The following is a 17,625-nucleotide window of genomic DNA, read 5'->3' as shown; positions in this document are numbered from 1 at the left end:
TAGGGGCCGCGCTACGCCCCCGCCGCGCCCGGTTCCAGCGGAGAGGTGCGCTGCCGGGCGCGCGGGACCGTCTCGTTCGTCGTCTCGTACAGTCCGGCCGCCCGGTCCCAGCATGCATGCGCCTGCTCGGCATCCCCGGAAGCGTCGTACGCATGCCCCAGCAAAGTGAGTCCGTCGGCCCACCGCCGGTTGTCGCCCAGCTCCCCGAGGAGCCGCACCGCGGCCCCCGCCGCCTGGACCGCGTCCTTGGCGGGAGCGACGGCGAGCAGCGACTCGGCGGTCCGGAGCTGCGCCAGGCCCGCCCAGAGCCGCTGCCCGGCCGCCTCGAAGACGGGCAGCGCCTCTTCCAGGGCCTCCAGCGCCTTCTCGTGGCTGCCCGTGCTCGCCCGGGCGACGGCGAGGAAGTACAGGGCCGTGCCGAGGCGGTGGCCCTGCCCGGCCGACCGGAAGATCCGCACGGCCCGCTCGGCGAGTTCGATGTCGCGGTCCGCCGCACGGCCGCCTCCGTGCAGCCGGGACCGCTCCACCAGCACCGCGGCCTCGCCGAGCCGGTCGCCCTGCACCTGACAGTGGCTCATGGCCAGGGTGAAGTGCTGCTCGACATCGCTCCTGCCGAGCGCGAACGCCGCCGCGCCGCGCACCAGCGGGGCGCGGCTGCTGGTCACCGGGTCGCCCGCGTCGAGCCCGAGCCGGTACGCGCGGCGGGCCTCGTCGTCCGCCCGGTCGAACCGCTCGGCCGTCAGACAGGCGCGGGCGCACGCCAGCCGGGCGCGCCCCTCCGCACGCCGGTCGTGGTCGGCGGCGGCCCGGTCGGCCGCCGCCCGCGCCGCGGCCTCGTACGGCTCCGTGTGCCGCCCCGTGCCCAGCAGCGGCGCGAGCAGGAGCAGCACATCGGCGCCGCGGGCGGCGTGCCCGTCGGACAGCAGCTCCGCGGTCTGCCGCACCACGGACAGCGCCCCGGTGCCCTCCGCCGCCCACCAGTCCGCCGCGGCCCGGCGGTCGGCGAGAGGCAGGGAGGTGACGGAGGTTCCGGTGGCGGCGACCTGTTGCAGCAGGGGCGCGTAGGGCGCGTCGAGGGCGTACGCCCGCAGGGCCGTGACCAGGTACCAGTCCAGCAGCCGGGACAGCGCGGTTCGGCGCTCCGCCGGTGAGGTGTGGGCGGTCAGGTTCTCGTACGCGAAGGAGGCGAGCGCTTCGCGGTGCCGGTAGCGGCCCGGCGCCGGGACCTTGACCAGGCCGGTCCGCGCCAGGGTGGTCAGGTGGGCCTGGGCGTCGGCGAGGTCGGTGCCGGTGAGGGCGGCCACGGCGCTCGCGGACAGGTCGGGGCAGTCCGGCAGCGCCAGCAGCCGGAAGGCGGCGAGCGCGGGCGGGGCGAGGTCGTGGGTCAGCCGCAGCGCGGTGGCGGTGATCAGGGCCTCGGCCGCCGTGCGGTCCGTCCCGCCCTCCAGCATCAGTTCCGCCGCCACCGCGTCGACCGCGGCCTCCGAGCAGCCGCACGCTTCGAGCGCCGCGCGCGCCACCGCCCGGCGGGCGGCCACCCGCTCCTCCCCCACCCGCAGCGCGAGGAGTTCCAGCGCGTCGGCCGTGCTCATGGCCTCCAGATGCAGGGACAGCACCCCGGGCAGGCCGGCCGGCGGCCGGTTGCGGCCGATGACCAGCGCGGCCCCCGGCGACTCCGGGAGCAGCGGAAGGACCGGCTCCACGTCGCGCACCTCGTCCAGGACGACGATCAGGCGACGGCCATGGACCACCGTCCCGTAGAACGCGAGGCGTTCGGCGGGGTCCTCGGGGATCTCGGCGGCCCGCAGGCCCAGTTGCCGCAGCAGCGCACCGGCCAGGTGGGCGACCGCCGCTTCCGGGTCGCCGGCCGCCGGCATGATCGCGTACAGCCGTCCGTCCGGGAAGCGTTCCTGCAACGCGTCGGTCACCTGGGCCGCCAGGCTCGTCTTCCCGACGCCCGCGCCACCGGAGACGACGCAGGCGGTCCGCGCCGTGTCGTCCTCCCGGGACAGGTGCTCCGTCAGCTGCCGTGCCTCGGCGCGCCGGCCGCCCGCCCGCTCCTGCCGGGGCCCGTACCGGCCGGCCCGCAGCATGCTGCGCAGGCCCAGGGAGACCGGCTCGTCGTGGGCCAGGGCGCGGGCGAGCAGTTCGCGGGTCCGCTTGCGGGCGGGGTCCAGGTAGAGCAGCCAGGTCAGCGCCTCTTCGGCGGCGGCGTGGCGGCCGAGCCGGAGTTCCACTTCCGTACGGTCCTCGATCAGCGTGCGCCGCCAGTCGGTCAGCCGCCGGGACTCGGCGGCCAGGTACGGGCCGGACAGACCCGCCAGGGGCTCGCCGTCCCGCCACAGGGCGACGGCCGAGTCCAGCGCTTCCCAGGCGCGTTCCCAGTCGTGGGCGGCGCGCGCCTCGGCGGCCGTCGCGGCCAGTTCCTCGGCGTGGCGCAGGTCCACGACTATGTCCGTACCGCCGTACGGCCGCAGTGCGTATCCCCCGCCCTCGCTCACCAGGACGCCCGAGTCCGGGCCGAGGGCCTTGCGCAGCCGGGACGCGTAGGTGCGCAGGGCCGCGTGCGCCGCGCGCGGCGGCTCGTCGCCCCACACGGCCTCGGTCAGGTCGTCCACGGAGGCGGCGCGGCCACCGCGCAGCGCGAGCACGGCCAGCAGCGCCCGCTGCTGCGGGGAGCCGACCGCCAGAGCCGTGTCCCCGCGGTGCATCCGCACCCGCCCGAGCACGGTGATGCGCAGCGGTTCGCGCTCCGGCCGGGCCGGTGCCCCGTCCCGGGCGGACGCGTCCGCCCGCTCCGTCCCGCCCCAGCCCCACGCGCGCGCCAGCAGTTCGGTCAGGCGGGCGCGGGACGGGTACCGGGCGACCAGTTCGGCCAGCTCCGCCTGGGCGCGGGCGTAGTGGCCCAGCCGCAGATCGATCTCGATGCGGTCCTCGACCAGGGTGTGCCGCCACTCGGTCAGCCGGAGCCGTTCGGACTGCGCGTACGGGCCGGTCAGACCGCCCAGGGGCTCCCCCTGCCAGAGGCCGATGGCCGCGTCGAGCAGCGTACGGGCGCGGGCCCAGTCGCCCTCCTCGCCGGCGGCGCGGGCGGCGCGCTGGTACTCCTCGGCGCGCTCCAGGTCCACGTCGAGTTCGGTGCCGGCGTCGCCGCGCAGGGCGTAGCCGACGCGCTCACGGGCCAGTATGTGTTCGTCCTCGCCGAGCGCCTTGCGCAGCCGGGCGACGCTGTGGTCCAGCGACGCGCGGGCGCCGCGCGGCGGGTCACCGCCCCAGAGGACACCGAGCAGTTCGGCGTCGGAGGCCACGTCTTCGTGGTGCAGCAGGAGGGCCGCGAGCAGCGTGCGGTCCAGCCGGGCCGGCACCTCGATCCGCTGGTTCCCCCGCCACAGCGCCACCGGTCCGAGGAGGGTGGCGCGCAGCGGCTCGCGCGGTTCGTCGGCGGGCAGGACCGGTACGGGCGGGCGGGAGCGGGCGGCGGGCCCGGCGGCTGCCTCGCCCGGCGGCTGCGGTTCCGTGTCCGTATCGGCCGCCTCCGCGGTGGCCGTGGCGTACGGCCCGGCCACCACACCGGCCCCGGGCGCCCCGGCCGCCGCCCCGCCGCCCAGCCGCTCCAGCACCGGGCTGGCCAGTACGGCGAACGCCTGCGCCGACTCCTGGAGCCGCAGCTCCCCGGTCTCGTCGGCGACCAGCGCGGGGAAGTCGGGCAGCCGGCCCATGTGCGGCTCCAGGGCACGGCCGACCGCCTCGACGACGGCCAGGGACTGCTGGGTGCCCAGGCCGCTGAAGAGGAGTTCGCGCACGCCGGGGCGGAAGTCGTAGACCGGCTGCCCGGCACCGGCGCCCAGCAGGCCGTCGAGCGGGCCGAGGGCGGGCGCCCGGCGCGGGTCGGTGACGCTTTCCAGCAGTCCGCCGAGGAGGATCTCGGCGACCTGGGTGGGCCCGGCGTCGGTCATCGTGGCGGCCCGCACCAGCTGCATCAACGGGACGGTGAGCGGGTTGATCGCGGAGAGGCGTACGGCCAGCCGGTAGGACTCGGGCGAGAACGCGCCGCGGAAGTGGGCGACCAGCTCCTCGGCCGACCCGGCGGGCCGCGGCGGGTCCTGCTCCGGGTCCTCGCCCAGCAGCACCGTGTCCACCAGGTGCGGGACGCCGGGGCGGGTGAGCAGCGCGGTCCACTGGCCGAGCCCGCCGGGCGTCAGCGGGACCACCGGCAGCGCCACCGTCCCCGGCTCCTCGGCCTCCGGGTCCGGCTCGCCGGTCAGCGGGTCCAGGACGGTGGTCCGGTCCGGCCCGCCGAACTCGACGGGCGAGGTCAGCAGCCGGGGCTGGGCGTCCAGCGCGGTGCCGCGCCACAGCCGCCGCGGCAGCGGGTGGAGCACCGCCACCGGCCCGTACCGCCCCCAGCCGCGCACCGCGCGCGCCGCGTCGGGGGTCCGCCATCCGGGGCTCGTGCCGTCGGTGAGGACGAACGTCAGGGTGGGGCCCGCGGCCCACGGCAGGCGCCCCAGGACGGCCATCTTCCGGGGATCGAGGGCGCACACGCGGACGCTCCGGAAGATGCCGCTGCGGTCCAGCACCGCGCGCAGTTCGCCGGCCAGCTGGCTCCACACCTGCATCGAGGGCGCGTCGTCCACCAACAGGACGGCGGACCAGCGGTGTTCGAGGTCCGGCCGGGACACCACGTCGAACAGCGCGGTCTCCGCGGCGAGCCGTACGGTCGCCTCCACGTCGGTGACGCGCCGGTGCGGGTGCGGCTGGAACCGGCGCAGCGGGCGCAGCGCGCGGGACAGGTGCTGGGGCCGGGCGAGGGCGCGGCGGCCGGGCGCCCGCGCGGGGCGTGCGCGGCGGCTGCGCGCGCTGCCGCCCTCGCTGCCCATCGCGTACAGGGAGCGCTGCGCCGGCAGGACGGTGGCGCGGTCGCCGCCCGGCGCCATTTCGGCCCCGTCGGTCTCCGGCTCGCTCCGCGCCGTATCCGGGCCGTCAGTTCCTCCGTCCTCCGCGCCCGTCTCCGCCGCGTCCTCCGCCGCCGGCCCCGTGCCATCGTCGTCGCCCCCGGACGGGCCCGCGTCCGCCCGGGACTCCTCCTCGGCCGCGGCCTGCCGCCGCTCCCCCTCGCGCACCGCGCGGGCCAGCCACAGGACGTCCAGCAGCTCGTGCGCCCCCAGGTCGTAGCCCTGCCCGGCGAGAACCTGCCGCAGCCGGTCGATCATGGCGACATGGGTTCGTCCAGGCGGTGCATGACCGCGGAGAGCAGCTCGTCCTTGGTCAGGTCGGCACCGGTGATCCGCAGATGGACCGCGGCCAGCAGCTGGTCGGTCGCCAGCGTCTCGGTCTTGGAGCGCTGGAGGAAGCCGTCGATCAGGTCCTCGGCCTCGGCGAGCGCGGCCGGGCCCAGGTTGTGGGCGATGATGTCGCGCAGCCGCTCGGGCGTCGGGTCGGGCAGGTCCAGGCGGACACAGCGGCGCAGGAAGGCGGGCGGGAACTCCCGCTCGCCGTTGCTGGTCATCACCACGACCGGGAAGTGCGCGCAGGAGACGACGCCGCGGTGCACGCGCACCCGCTCCCGGCTGCCGTCGGTCAGTACGTGCACGTCCTGGTGCTGCTCGGACAGCCGGGCCAGCTCCGGGATCTCGAACTCGCCCTCCTCCAGGACCACCAGCAGATCGTTGGGCAGGTCGATGTCGGACTTGTCCAGCTCGTCGACGAGCAGCACCCGCGGCCGGTCGGTGGCGGCCAGCGCCGTCCCCAGCGGGCCCAGGCGCAGATAGTGGCCGATGTCGGTGGTGAAGGCGCCGCGGTGGTCCTTGAGGCGGCGCGGTGCCGTACGGGCGGCCTCCCGCTCGCGGCGCAGCGACGCCTCGCGCAGCCGGCCCACCGCGTCGTAGCGGTAGAGCGCGTCGGCGAGGGTGGAGCGGCTGTTGACGGACCAGCGCAGCACGTCGCCGAGACCCAGCTCGGCGGCGATGGCGCGGGCCAGCGAGCTCTTGCCGGTGCCGGGGCGGCCGGTGACCAGCAGCGGGCGGTGCAGGTGGAGGGCGGCGTTGACGACGGACACCTCGTTGCGGTCCATCAGATACGGCGCGGGCGCCTCGGGCCTTCTGCGCGCGGCGGCGAAGTAGCGCCACGGGGGCGCCGCGGGCAGCGGTGCGGGACCGCGGAACACCCACCAGCCCTCGGGCTCCGGCCCGGCTCCCGGGCCGTGGTCGGGTGTGCTCTCTCGGGCCACGGGTCGTTCTCCTTCGTCCTCGCTCGCTTGCTGCGTCACGGCTGGGTCAGGACCCAGGCGTCCGGGGCCAGTTGCGGTGGCCGGTGGTCGGGCGCGTCGTACATCAGGGACAGCTGCCGTCCCCGGTGGTGCGTCGAGGCGGCCTCGGCGACCGCTTTGGCCCGCTCCAGGCGCACCGTCTCGGGCAGCTGGGTGTGGTGCCCGCCCTCGACCAGTTCGAGCAGGCCCGCGGCGACGTTCTCGCCGTGCTCCTCGCGGTGCCACAGGACGGTGTGCACGCCCGCCTGGACGCACTGGCGCAGCAGCGTCCCGTGGTGGCGCGGCTCGCAGCACACGATGACCGTGCCCACCTCGGGCTGCATCTCCAGCCGGGCGCGGGCCACCTTGCGGTCGGTGGCGCCGTGGTCCAGGACCAGGCTGCGGGCGCCGTCCAGGGCGGCGGTGCGCCGCTTCCACCCGGCGTAGCTCTCGCGGGAGCGCCGGGCGGTGCGGATCACCACCCGGCGGGTGAAGCCCAGTTCGAAGGGGCCGTCCTCGTCGCTGTCGAAGGACTCCCAGCGGTCCACCGGCAGGCCGAGCCAGGCGGCGGGCAGGAAGAACTCGACGAGCGCGGGCTCGGGGTCCTCACGGATCTCGTTGACCAGGACGCGGTGGATGTCGTCCACGACCTGTTCGCTGGTCACCTCCGCGTCCTGGGCGAGGACGAGGACGTGCGGGGCGTCGCCGCCGCTCCAGGCCCACACCTGGTACGTGTAGTGCCGCCCGGTGGCGGCGGGCAGCAGCTCCACCTGGACGCGGGGCACCTTCGACAGCCCTGTGCCGTTGCGGTGCGCGGCCGGGGCCGTGCCGTTCGGCCGGGGCGTCATGGTCACGGCGGCGCTGCCGATCCCCGCCCAGGTGCCCGCCCGCTGCTCGTGGTGACCGCGGGCGGCGGCCCGGTGCTCCGTCGCGACGGCCCGCGCGCGCTCGGCGTGGTGGTCCCGCACATCGGCCGTGTACTGCCGTACGGCGGCCATGTCCACCCCGAGCCGGGCGGCGGCGCGCTGCGCCCAGGCCGCCAGGTCCTCCGCCAGGTCCGGGGCCGCCTCGCCCTCCTCCACACCGATGCGCACCACGCCCTGGAGCAGCGGCGGCATCAGCTGGTCGCCCGGCGCCTCGTAGCCCTCCAGGACATCGAGGGCGTCGGCCAGGCCGGTCACCGCGGGCAGTTCGATGGCGTGCGGCAGGACGGTGTCCAGTAACGCGCGGGGGTCCGTGCGGACGCACTGCGCCAGCAGGCCGGTCAGGCCGCGCCGCTGGCCGTGGGTCAGGCACTCGCCGGGGCTGACCGTGCGGGCCACCTTGCGCAGCCGCTCCCACTGCGGGCCGCTGCCGTCCGGCGCCACTTCGCGTACGGCCTGGAGGAGTTCGGGCACGCCGCGCCGGACGCCCACGGCCAGGCCGACCAGCCGGTCGAGGTCGGCGCCGAGGCCGCGGGACGGGCGCCCCAGCCGGGAGGCGAGCAGTTCCTCGCAGCGCATGACCAGGTCCGGGGTGGTCAGTACGGTCTCCAGCACGGCCAGCAGCTGCTGGACGCCGCGCCGGGCGGTGGGCACCACGGGCGGCGGCAGCTCGGCCAGTTCGGCCTCGATGGCGGGGACGCTGATCGCGTACAGCGTGGCGGCGGCCGGGGGCCGGTTCGCCGTGCGGGCGCCGGCCGCGGTCTGGAGGTCGGCCACCACGATGCCGACGACGGCCTGCCGCTCGCGGTCCCACAGCGGCCCGCCGCTGAACCCCTCCTTGACCTCCGTGCCGCCGACCACGTCCAGCGCCACCCAGGGCGGCGCGGAGACCCGGGGCACCGCGCGCACGGTGGGCAGCGGGTGGCCGCTGGCCCACAGGGCGATGACCTCGTTGCCGTAGGCGTGCGGGAGGAAGGGGGCCGGTTCGGCTCCGGCGGGCGCGGGGCCCGGAAGCCGGAGCACGGCCAGGTCGCCGTGGTAGAGCAGCGCGCCGGGCGGCACGGGCCCGCTGCCGCCCGGCGCGCGCGGCGGGCTCCACAGGGCAGGCTCTACGTGGGCGGTCAGCTCGCGGTCGGGCGCGACGTGCGGCAGCCGGACGCGGACGGTGTGGCCCGGCCCCGGCATCGCCTGCTCGTAACGGTCCCGGCCCAGCGCGCTGTTGACGACATGCGCGCAGGTCAGTACGAGATCGTCGCTGACCAGCACACCCGCGCCGACGGCCCGTCCGTCGCCGCGGACCGATACGAAGGAGCGGTACAGCGGCTGATCCACGCCGGACACCACGCCGTCCTCAGGTCGTACTGCCGCTGCCGGTGTTCCAGGTGGCGGAGACCTTGAAGCTGGCCTCGCCGTTGCCGGAGAAGACCCCCAGGCTCAGGTCCGAGCCGAGGGTGACCCCGAACTCCACCGTGACCTCGTCCGGCCGGTGATCCCCGTTGGCCAGCGAGCGGTGGATGCTGCCCAGGACGGAGCCGAGCGGGCGCAGCGCGCCCTCCAGCGCCTCGCCGCCCCGGGTCAGCGCCCGGGCGACCCGTCCGTCCACGCTGACCGGCCGGGCGCTGCCGTAGCCGTCGGGCAGTTCCAGCTCCGCGTCGTCGGGCTTCCCGGCCGGCGCCCCGTCGGGCAGCGCCTGGCCGCCCGCGCCGGTCGGTGTCAAGTGCAGCCAGACAACCGTGTCTTCGTCGATGCTCAGTGGCAGTGGCATGTCCCCCATGTGATCAGTCTGGCACGTCGCCCTGGCCTGCGCGCCCCCTTTGGAACAGGCGGTTCCCGCGGGCGCCTCCGGCGGTCACGCCGCCGCGGCGGGCTTCGGCGCGCGGGCGAGCTGGCGGGACTGGGCGACGAGGCGGTCCGCGCTGTCCCAGACCTCCGCGTCCTCCTCCAGGAAGCCGCCCGCCAGGTTGCGGGTGGTGATGGCGACGCGCAGCGGTCCCGGGGCCGGGCGGCAGCGGATGTGGGTGGTCAGCTCGACGGTGGGGACCCAGCCGGTCAGGCCGATCTCGAAGGCGGTGGGCGGCAGCGCGTCGACCGTCAGGAGCAGCGAGAGCGGGTCGGGGTCGCGGCCGTCGGCGAGCCCGAACCAGCCGCGCATCTCGCCGTTCCCGGAGGGTGCGCCGACGGCCCAGCCGCAGGTCGCCGGGTCCAGCCGGATGGTGAGCCGGTCGGTGATGGCGGTGCTGCCGGGGATGGGCGACTGGCCTTCGGGGGCGCTGTCGGTACCGAGGCAGTGTTCGTACGGCGGGATGGCGGGCGGTTTGGCGGTGGTGCGTACGTCGTCGTCGAGCGCGTCGAGGTCGCCGTACGCGGCGAGCACCCGCAGCCGCTCCACCTCGGTGCCGTCCTCCTCGAACTGGACGAGGGTGGCGGTGCCGGTGGACAGGGTGCGGCCGGTGCGCACGGTCTCGGTGCGGATGACGGCCGGGCCGGGGACGGAGGCGGTCAGGTAGTGCGCGGTGACCGAGAAGGGGTGGGGGTGCGGCAGGGCGTCGCCCAGGGCCCGGCCCATGAGGGCGAGCAGGTAGCCGCCGTTGACCGCGTGGATGATCGTCCAGCCGGCCGAGAGGTCGGCCTCGTAGTGCCCGGGGGCCCGGCGGACGACCGCCGTGTCGCGGTCGAATTCGCTGTTGCCTATGGTCACCTGTGCCATGCGTGGCACGCTACACGGATTTGTTACCGGTCGGTAGACCCTTTCTTCTTCAACCTCCGGCGCCGCGCGACCGGACCCACCGGCCCGCCCTCACCGCCGCGGACGCGCGGCCCGGCCCGGTGGCCTGAGATCATGCCCCCATGCTTCACGTGCTCTACCTGGTCGGCATCGCGGCCTTCGCCGCGAGCGGGGTGCTGGCCGCGTACCGCGCCAACATGGACCCGTTCGGCGGTCTGGTGCTGGCGTTCGCCGCCGCCACCGCCGGCGGCACCCTGCGCGGCCTGATCCTCGACGACCACCCGCTCTACTGGACCCACGACTGGGTCCTGCTCACCCTGATCATCTGCGTCAGCGTGGGCACCATCGTCTATCTGCGCTACTGGCAGCTCCCCCGCAAATCCCTGCTCGTCGTCGACGCGATCGGACTCTCCGTCGTCACGGTCATCGCCGCCCGCGCCGCCATCGCCGCGGGCGCGACCCCGCTGGCGGTGCTCATCCTCGCGGTGATGAGCGGCGTGGTCGGCGAGGTCATCCGCGACGTGCTGTGCGGCGAATTCCCGCCCCTGCTCCTGCGCGAGGACGTCTACGCCATCGCCGCCCTCGCGGGCGCCGCCTCCTACCTGGGCCTCCACCACCTCCACGTCCGCGCGGACGTGGCCGCCGTGGTCTCCGCCGGCCTGGTCTTCGCGCTGCGGATGGCGGCCGTCTACTTCGGCTTCCACCTGCCGCGGCCGCAGCAGCTGAAACCGCGGTGATCGGTCCCGGCCCCGCTACGCCGACGGCCGGGGCACGTCCAGCTCCTCGCTCAGCCACCCGAACGCCGCCGGATACATCCGCGTCCACGTCCCGTAGTTGTGGCCGCCGGTCGGCAGGACCAGCGTCCTGACCCGGGTGGGCGTGCCCTCGGCGGCCTTCTTGAGGCGTTCGATGTTGGCGGGCGGGCTGATCGGGTCCTGGGCCGAGGTGGCCAGGAACAGGCCGACATCGGCCTTGGCGTGGCGGACCAGCCACTGCGGGCTGTTGCGCTGCCGCAGCGCCGGGTCGGTGAGCACGTCCGGGTCGCCGGTCAGCGGATCGGGGTCGAAGGCCACGCCGGCGCCGAACTTCTTCGGGTACTGCAACGGCAGCTTGGCCGCGCAGAACCCGCCGGTGGAGAAGCCCAGCAGGCCCCAGTTCTTCGGACCGGACGCGGTACGGAAGTGGTGGCTGATCAGATCCGTGACATCGGTCGCGAGCCAGGTGGCGGTCTTGTGGTTCGGCATGTCGGTGCAGTCCGTGTCCACGCTGCCCGGGTTGACGACGGGCATGGCGAGGATGAAGGGGTGCGCCGCGTTGCCCTCGACGAGCTGCTGGAGGTCGCCGGGCATGCCGCCCTGTTCGAGCCAGGACTGCGGGGAGCCGGGCACGCCGTGCAGCAGCATCACGACCGGGAACTTCGTCTTCCGGTACGCCGGGTCGTCGTACTGCGGCGGCGTCCAGACCATCACCTGCCCCGACAGCTGCGACTTGGCGCCGCGGAAGTACGTGTCCTTGATGCCGTTGGGGCCCTCGTTGAACTTGGCGCGTCCGACCGGCGGCCCGGGCATCGCCACCGCGTCCTGCTCGGTGCCCAGCAGGTCGTCCCAGGAGGCGTAGAGGCCGTAGCTGTTGTTGATGGCCACCGCGACGACGCAGATGGCGGTGAGCTGACACAGGCCGATCAGGATGATCCGGGCCAGCCAGCGCACCGGCTGCGGCCCGCGGACCCGGCCCCACAGGACCAGCGTGGCGAGGACCGCGAGGACCGTCGCGATCAGCAGCACCACGAAGAACGGGGTTCCGGTCAGGCTCATTCGGCGTCCCCTTCCACCGCTCGTACCTCGATCAACGGTACGGGACACGGCGCGCCGTACCCCGGGGGCGGGGCGGCGTGCCGCGCCGTTCCCGCCCTGGGGCGCCCCGCGTGTCAGGGCAGGGCCGGCTTGCCGGTCGTGTCGAGCCAGGTGTGGAAGAGGTCGTCGAGCTGCTGTCCGGAGATCTTCTCCGCCAGCGCGATGAACTGCCGGGTCTCCGCGTTGCCGTAGCGGTGCAGCTTCGTCCAGGCGGGCAGCAGCCGGAAGAACGCCCGGTCGCCGATGCGCTCGCGGAGCACCTGGAGCGTCATCGCACCGCGCGTGTAGACCGCCTGCGCGAACATGGTGTCCCGCTGCGGGTCGCTGATCCTGATCTTCCAGAAGTCGGATTCGGCGGGCCGGGCCGCGTACGCCGCGCGGAAGGCGTCGTGCGCGCTGCGGGTGCCCTTGTGCTCGTCCCACAGCCACTGCGCGTACGAGGCGAAGCCCTCGTTGAGCCAGATGTGCTGCCAGTCGCGCGGGGTCACCGAGTCGCCGAACCACTGGTGGGCGATCTCGTGGGCGATGGTCGACTCGCTGCGGACGGCCGAGTAGATCGGCTTGCTCTGGGTCTCCAGGGAGAAGCCCGCCTGCGGCATGTCGTCGACGATCGCGCCGGTCTCCTCGAAGGGGTACGGGCCGAAGACCTTGGACCAGTGGTCGGTCACCGCGGCGGTGATGCCGTAGACGTCGACGGTGCCGGTGGGCAGCTTCGGGTCGGTGGCGACGTAGATCGGGATGCCGCCGGGGGTGGTGCCGGTACGGACATCGAACTTGCCGATGGTGGCGGTCGCCAGATATGTGGCCATCGGCTTGCGCTCGCGCCAGTGGAAGTACGAGCGCCCGTCCTCGTCCCACGCGTCCACCAGCCGCCCGTTGGAGACGCCGGTCAGGCCCTCGGGCGCGTCGATGCGGATGTCGTAGGTGGCCTTGTCGCCCGGGTGGTCGCTGGAGGGGAACCAGGTGGAGGCGGCGTTGGGCTCGCAGGCGACGAAGACCCCGTCGGCGGTCTTCATCCAGCCGTAGTCGGAGCCGAAGACGATGGGCCCGCCGAGCGGCAGCGGCACGCCGCCGTAGACGACCTCGACGGTGAAGCGCTCGCCCTCTTCGAGGGGGTGCTCCGGCGTGATGACGATCTCGTCGCCGGAGCGGGTGAACTTCGCGCGTCTGCCGTCCACCTCGATCGAGGTGACCTCCAGCTTCTGGAGGTCGAGGTCGAAGGAGGTGAGGTCCTGGGTGGCGCGGGCGGTCAGTTCGGTGCGGCCGTCGAGGCGGCCGGTGGCGGGTTCGTAGCTGACGCCGAGGTCGTAGTGCAGGGCGTCGAAGCCGCCGTTGCCGAGGTTCGGGAAGTACGGGTCGCCGACGCCCGGGGCGCCGGGCGAGGCGGCGGGGGCCGCGGCCAGGGTGAAGGCCGCGGCCACCGCGGTGGCGAGGGGGAGCAGACGGGCGGAGCGACGTGCTGAACGGGAGAGTGCCATGAGCCGTCCCTTCGAACACACGGATGTCGTCCGATGCACAACCGCGCCGACTCTGCACTCTTCTGTCGTTTTTCACTCCGGACTTTGCCAACTCGTCATGCCCAGCTGAACAGTTGACGCTTCACTCAGACTGTTTTCCGGCCACGTAGAGGATCTTCCGGCAGGCGTCCTCGTCCGGTACGTCGGTGAGCTTGCGGCCCTCGACACCGTGCGCCGCGATCAGCCGCAGACCGGCAGCGGCCAGTTGCCGGCGCACCGTGGCGTCGGAGTGGTGGTGGTAGAGGTGCCGGGAGGAGATCCGGCGCCAGGTGTCCTCGCCGGTGCGCGCGAAGTAGTCGTGGGTGACGTCCACGACGGTGTCCGGCTCCACCGGTACGGGCCCGCCGCGCCACACGTCGAACCGGCCGTCCCGGTCCGCCACCTTCGTCACCGCGTAGTCACGCCGGAAGCTGCCCAGCGTGGTCATGTCGAAGACCAGCACACCGTCGTCCGCCAGCTGCCGTCCCAGCCCCGCGAAGGCGGTGGCCAGCTCCTCGCCGGACAGGTAGGCCAGCGGCTCACCCATGCACGTGACGATGTCGAAGGGGCCGAGGTCCGGCATGTCCCGCAGGTCGGCGACGTGGAAGGGCACCCCCTTCGCCTCCGGCTTGGCGCGTGCCGCCTCGATCATCTGCGGTGAGAGGTCGCAGCCGGTGACCGTGTACCCGAAGCGGTCGCGCAGGGCCAGGGTCCCGCGCCCGGTGCCGCACCCCGCGTCCAGCAGCCGGGTACCGGCCGGGCCGTACCGCTCGACGAGCTTGCGGTAAAAGGTGATCCAGCGCAGCAGATACGGGTCCTCGACGATGGTGTCGTAGTCCGCCGCGACCGCCTCGTAAGCGGTCAGCGCGGGGTCGGGGGCCGGGCCTTCGGGCTGCGCGGACAAGATTCCACCTCTCGTGGGGGCGGCCGGCGGGTGGCCGTGTGCCGCCGGGGCGCGCTCGAATCTATGGTCGGCAAACCCGCCGGTCAAGGCCGGTACGGGAACGCCGGGAGGCCGGTGCGGGGCAGCGGTTGCCACCGCCCCGCACCGGCCTCCCGGCCCGGCCGCGCCGCCTCAGGCGGTCTTCACGGGCTCGCCGTCCCGTACGCCGTCCGGCGCGTTCTCCGGGTGGTGGCAGGCCACCTCGTGCCCCGTGCGCAGCGCCACCAGCGGCGGCTCGGTGGTCACGCACACCTCGGTCGCCTTCCAGCAGCGGGTACGGAACCGGCAGCCGGAGGGCGGGTCGATCGGCGAGGGCACGTCGCCCTTGAGCAGGATGCGGTCGCGCTGGGTGCGCCGCTTCGGGTCGGGCACCGGCACGGCGGACAGCAGCGCCTTGGTGTACGGGTGCATCGGCGCCTCGTACAGCGACTTGCGGTCCGCCAGCTCCACGATCTTGCCGAGGTACATCACCGCGATCCGGTCCGAGACGTGCCGGATGACGGACAGGTCGTGGGCGATGATGACGTAGGTCAGGCCCAGTTCGTCCTGGAGGTCGTCCATCAGGTTGACGACCTGCGCCTGGATGGAGACGTCCAGCGCGGAGACCGGCTCGTCGGCGACGACCAGCTTGGGCTTGAGGGCCAGCGCCCGCGCGATGCCGATGCGCTGCCGCTGGCCGCCGGAGAACTCGTGCGGATAGCGGTTGTAGTGCTCCGGGCTCAGCCCCACCAGCTCCAGCAGCCGCTGCACCTCCTTCTTCAGGCCGCCCTCGGGCTCGACGCCCTGGAGGCGGAAGGGGGTGCCGACGATGCCGCCGATGGTGTGCCGCGGGTTCAGCGACCCGTACGGGTCCTGGAAGATCATCTGCACGTCGCGGCGCATCGGGCGCAGCTTGCCCGGCGGCAGATGGGTGATGTCCTTCCCCTCGAACTCGATGGTGCCGCCGGTCGGCTCGTCCAGCCGGGTGATCAGCCGGCCCATCGTCGACTTGCCGCAGCCGGACTCGCCGACCACGCCCAGGGTCTCCCCCGGCCGCACCTCGAAGTCGATGCCGTCGACCGCCTGCACCGCGCCGACCTGCCGCTTGAGCAGGCCCTTGGTGATCGGGAAGTGCCGTACCAGGCCGCGCACCCGCAGCAGCGGCGCGGCGCTCTCGTCCGTCGTGCCGGCCGCGACGCCGGTCTCTTCAGTCTCGGTCACAGCTTCGGCGCAATCTCTTCGGTCCAGATCCGTGCCCGCTCCTCGGGCGCCATGTGGCACGCGGCGAAGTGGCCTCCCCCGCCGGCTACGCCCTCATGGGCGGGGGTGCCCCCGTCGTCGACCAGGCGCAGTTCGGGGCGGACCGTGCGGGTCAGGTCGTCCTCGGGGACGTCCGCGTACGGGCAGCGGGGGTTGAAGGCGCAGCCGGACGGGACGTTGATCAGGCTGGGCGGCGATCCCTTGACCGGGATCAGGCGGTCGGTCTGCTCCCGGTCGATGCGCGGCATCGACCCCAGCAGGCCCCAGGTGTACGGGTGCTGCGGCGCGGAGAAGATCTTCTCCGCCGGGCCGCGCTCGATGCACCGGCCGCCGTACATCACCAGCAGCTGGTCCGCCAGCTCGGCGACCACGCCCAGGTCGTGGGTGATGATGATGACCGCGGAGCCGAACTCCTTCTGGAGGTCCCGGATCAGGTCCAGGATCTGCGCCTGCACGGTCACGTCCAGGGCGGTGGTCGGCTCGTCCGCGATCAGCAGCTCGGGGTTGTTGACCAGCGCCATGGCGATCATCGCGCGCTGGCGCATGCCGCCGGAGAACTGGTGCGGGTGGTCGTCGACCCGCTTGTCGGGCTGCGGGATGCCGACCCGGTCCAGCATCTCGACCGCCCGCTTGCGCGCGGTCTTCTTGTCCACGGCGTGGTGGACCCGGTACGCCTCCACGATCTGGCTGCCGACCGTGTAGTACGGGTGCAGCGCGGACAGCGGGTCCTGGAAGATCATCGCCATCTCGCGGCCGCGCAGCCTGCGCACCTCGTCCGGGTCGGCGCCGACCAGCTCCTTGCCGTCCAGCCAGATCTCGCCGGACATGTCCACCTTGCTGCGCTGCTGCCGGGAGGCCCGGTGCAGACCCATGATCGCCAGCGAGGTGACGGACTTGCCGGAACCGGACTCGCCGACGATGCCGAGGGTGCGGCCCTTCTCCAGGGTGAAGGACAGGCCGTCCACGGACTTCACGATGCCGTCGTCGGTGGGGAAGTGCACCTTCAGGTCGCGCACTTCGAGGAAGGCCGTGGGCGCCTTAGCTCCCGCCGGGGCCGGTTCGCCGACCGCGGCGCCGGTCTTGGTCAGGTCGGACGGGGCGGCGGACGGCGGCCCCTCGGTGGTGGTGTCCGGTGCGGAGGGTCCGGCGCGGTGGCCGGCGGTGGAATCAGGGGAGTCGGTCACGACAGCCTCACCCGCGGGTCGACGGCGGCGTACAGAACGTCCACCACCAGGTTGCAAATGACGATGAAGAACGCGGCGAGCAAGGTGACGCCGAGGATGTTCGGCAGGTCGTTGGCGTTGATCGCCTCGACGGCGAACGCGCCGACGCCCTTGAGGGAGAAGACCTGTTCGGTGATCAGCGCGCCGCCGAGCAGCAGGCCGACGTCCATGCCGAAGACCGTGACGATCGGGGTGAGGGCCGCGCGCAGACCGTGGCGCACCACGACCTTGCGCTCGCCCAGCCCCTTGGCGCGCGCGGTACGGATGTAGTCCTCGCTCAGCGTCTCCAGCATGCTCGCTCTGGTCAGGCGGGCATAGAGGGCGGAGTAGAGGAAGGCCAGCGTGACCCAGGGCAGCACCAGCGTCTGCGCCCACAGGAACGGGTCCTCGAAGAGCGGCACGTAGTCGCTGCGCTCGAAGATCGGCCACTGGTAGGTGAACAGGGCCAGCGCCAGGGCGCCGGTGAAGAACATGGGCAGCGAGACGCCGGCCAGCGCGACGCCCATCGCCATCCGGTCGAAGACCGACCCGGGGCGCAGCGCGGAGAGCACACCGGTGGCGACACCGGAGACCAGCCACACCACGGCCGCGCCGGCGGCCAGCGAGATGGTCACCGGGAGCCGGGACTGGATCTCCGGCCAGACCTCCAGGTGGGTCTTGAAGGAGTAGCCGAAGCACGGCACGTTGCATGTGGCGGCGTCCGGACCGAACTTGTAGTCGATCCCGACGAAGATGCCCTTGAGGAAGTCCCAGTACTGTACGAAGACCGGCTTGTCCAAGCCGAGGTTCTTCTTCACCGCGGCGATGTCCGCGGCCGACGGGGCCTTTCCGATGTACTGCGCGGCCAGCTGGTCGCCGGTCTGTCCGGCCAGCTTCGGCAGCACGAAGAAGATGCCGAAGGTGACCGCGCTGACGATCAGCAGCAGAATCACGGCGCTGATCAACCTGCGGATGATGTACGCGAACACGGGACTGC

At 73.9% G+C, this 17,625-nt stretch carries 12 protein-coding genes; 1 reads left to right on the top strand and 11 read right to left on the bottom strand.

Annotation, left to right across the window (positions count from 1 at the left end; translation table 11 throughout):
• Positions 1-11: 11 nt before the first annotated feature.
• The 5 genes from ADK86_RS18580 to ADK86_RS18560 form a co-directional block, all read right to left on the bottom strand.
• On the bottom strand, positions 12-5,213 hold the full coding sequence (locus tag ADK86_RS18580; protein WP_053697580.1) for an SAV_2336 N-terminal domain-related protein: 5,202 nt from the start codon (positions 5,211-5,213) through the stop codon (positions 12-14).
• On the bottom strand, positions 5,210-6,229 hold the full coding sequence (locus ADK86_RS18575) for an AAA family ATPase (RefSeq protein ID WP_053697579.1): 1,020 nt from the start codon (positions 6,227-6,229) through the stop codon (positions 5,210-5,212). The genes ADK86_RS18580 and ADK86_RS18575 overlap by 4 nt, the downstream gene beginning before the upstream one ends.
• A gap of 35 nt (positions 6,230-6,264) precedes the next feature.
• Entirely contained in the window at positions 6,265-8,502 is a 2,238-nt protein-coding gene (locus ADK86_RS18570) for a trypsin-like peptidase domain-containing protein (protein ID WP_234345921.1), read from the bottom strand.
• A gap of 19 nt (positions 8,503-8,521) precedes the next feature.
• A complete protein-coding gene (locus ADK86_RS18565; protein ID WP_053697577.1) occupies positions 8,522-8,944 on the bottom strand; it encodes a CU044_2847 family protein in 423 nt (140 codons plus the stop codon).
• Between the two features lie 75 nt (positions 8,945-9,019).
• Positions 9,020-9,877, bottom strand: coding sequence for a thioesterase family protein (locus ADK86_RS18560; protein ID WP_053697576.1), 858 nt, complete (start codon positions 9,875-9,877; stop codon positions 9,020-9,022).
• A 140-nt stretch (positions 9,878-10,017) separates the two neighbouring features.
• Here ADK86_RS18560 and ADK86_RS18555 point away from each other — a divergent pair, with 140 nt between their 5' ends.
• On the top strand, positions 10,018-10,632 hold the full coding sequence (locus tag ADK86_RS18555; RefSeq protein ID WP_053697575.1) for a trimeric intracellular cation channel family protein: 615 nt from the start codon (positions 10,018-10,020) through the stop codon (positions 10,630-10,632).
• A gap of 15 nt (positions 10,633-10,647) precedes the next feature.
• Here the strand turns inward: ADK86_RS18555 and ADK86_RS18550 are convergent, their stop codons facing one another.
• The 6 genes from ADK86_RS18550 to ADK86_RS18525 all read right to left on the bottom strand — a co-directional run bounded on the left by ADK86_RS18550 (position 10,648) and on the right by ADK86_RS18525 (position 17,617).
• Positions 10,648-11,709: an alpha/beta hydrolase gene (locus ADK86_RS18550; RefSeq protein WP_053697574.1), complete on the bottom strand. Its 1,062-nt coding sequence runs from the start codon at positions 11,707-11,709 to the stop codon at positions 10,648-10,650.
• A 113-nt stretch (positions 11,710-11,822) separates the two neighbouring features.
• Complete coding sequence (locus ADK86_RS18545; protein ID WP_053697573.1) at positions 11,823-13,226, bottom strand: M1 family metallopeptidase; 1,404 nt, start codon at positions 13,224-13,226, stop codon at positions 11,823-11,825.
• Between the two features lie 121 nt (positions 13,227-13,347).
• On the bottom strand, positions 13,348-14,148 hold the full coding sequence (locus tag ADK86_RS18540; RefSeq protein ID WP_053697572.1) for a class I SAM-dependent methyltransferase: 801 nt from the start codon (positions 14,146-14,148) through the stop codon (positions 13,348-13,350).
• Between the two features lie 171 nt (positions 14,149-14,319).
• On the bottom strand, positions 14,320-15,387 hold the full coding sequence (locus ADK86_RS18535; protein ID WP_053697571.1) for an ABC transporter ATP-binding protein: 1,068 nt from the start codon (positions 15,385-15,387) through the stop codon (positions 14,320-14,322).
• A complete protein-coding gene (locus ADK86_RS18530) occupies positions 15,384-16,514 on the bottom strand; it encodes an ABC transporter ATP-binding protein (RefSeq protein ID WP_053697622.1) in 1,131 nt (376 codons plus the stop codon). The genes ADK86_RS18535 and ADK86_RS18530 overlap by 4 nt, the downstream gene beginning before the upstream one ends.
• 92 nt (positions 16,515-16,606) lie before the next feature.
• Entirely contained in the window at positions 16,607-17,617 is a 1,011-nt protein-coding gene (locus tag ADK86_RS18525; RefSeq protein ID WP_053697570.1) for an ABC transporter permease, read from the bottom strand.
• Positions 17,618-17,625: the final 8 nt, after the last annotated feature.

The sequence above is a fragment of the Streptomyces sp. NRRL F-5755 genome, from assembly GCF_001279365.1.
Lineage (GTDB): Bacteria > Actinomycetota > Actinomycetes > Streptomycetales > Streptomycetaceae > Streptomyces > Streptomyces rimosus.
The sequence above is the reverse complement of the archived record's forward strand: the minus strand, read 5'-3'. Positions and strand labels throughout refer to the sequence as shown.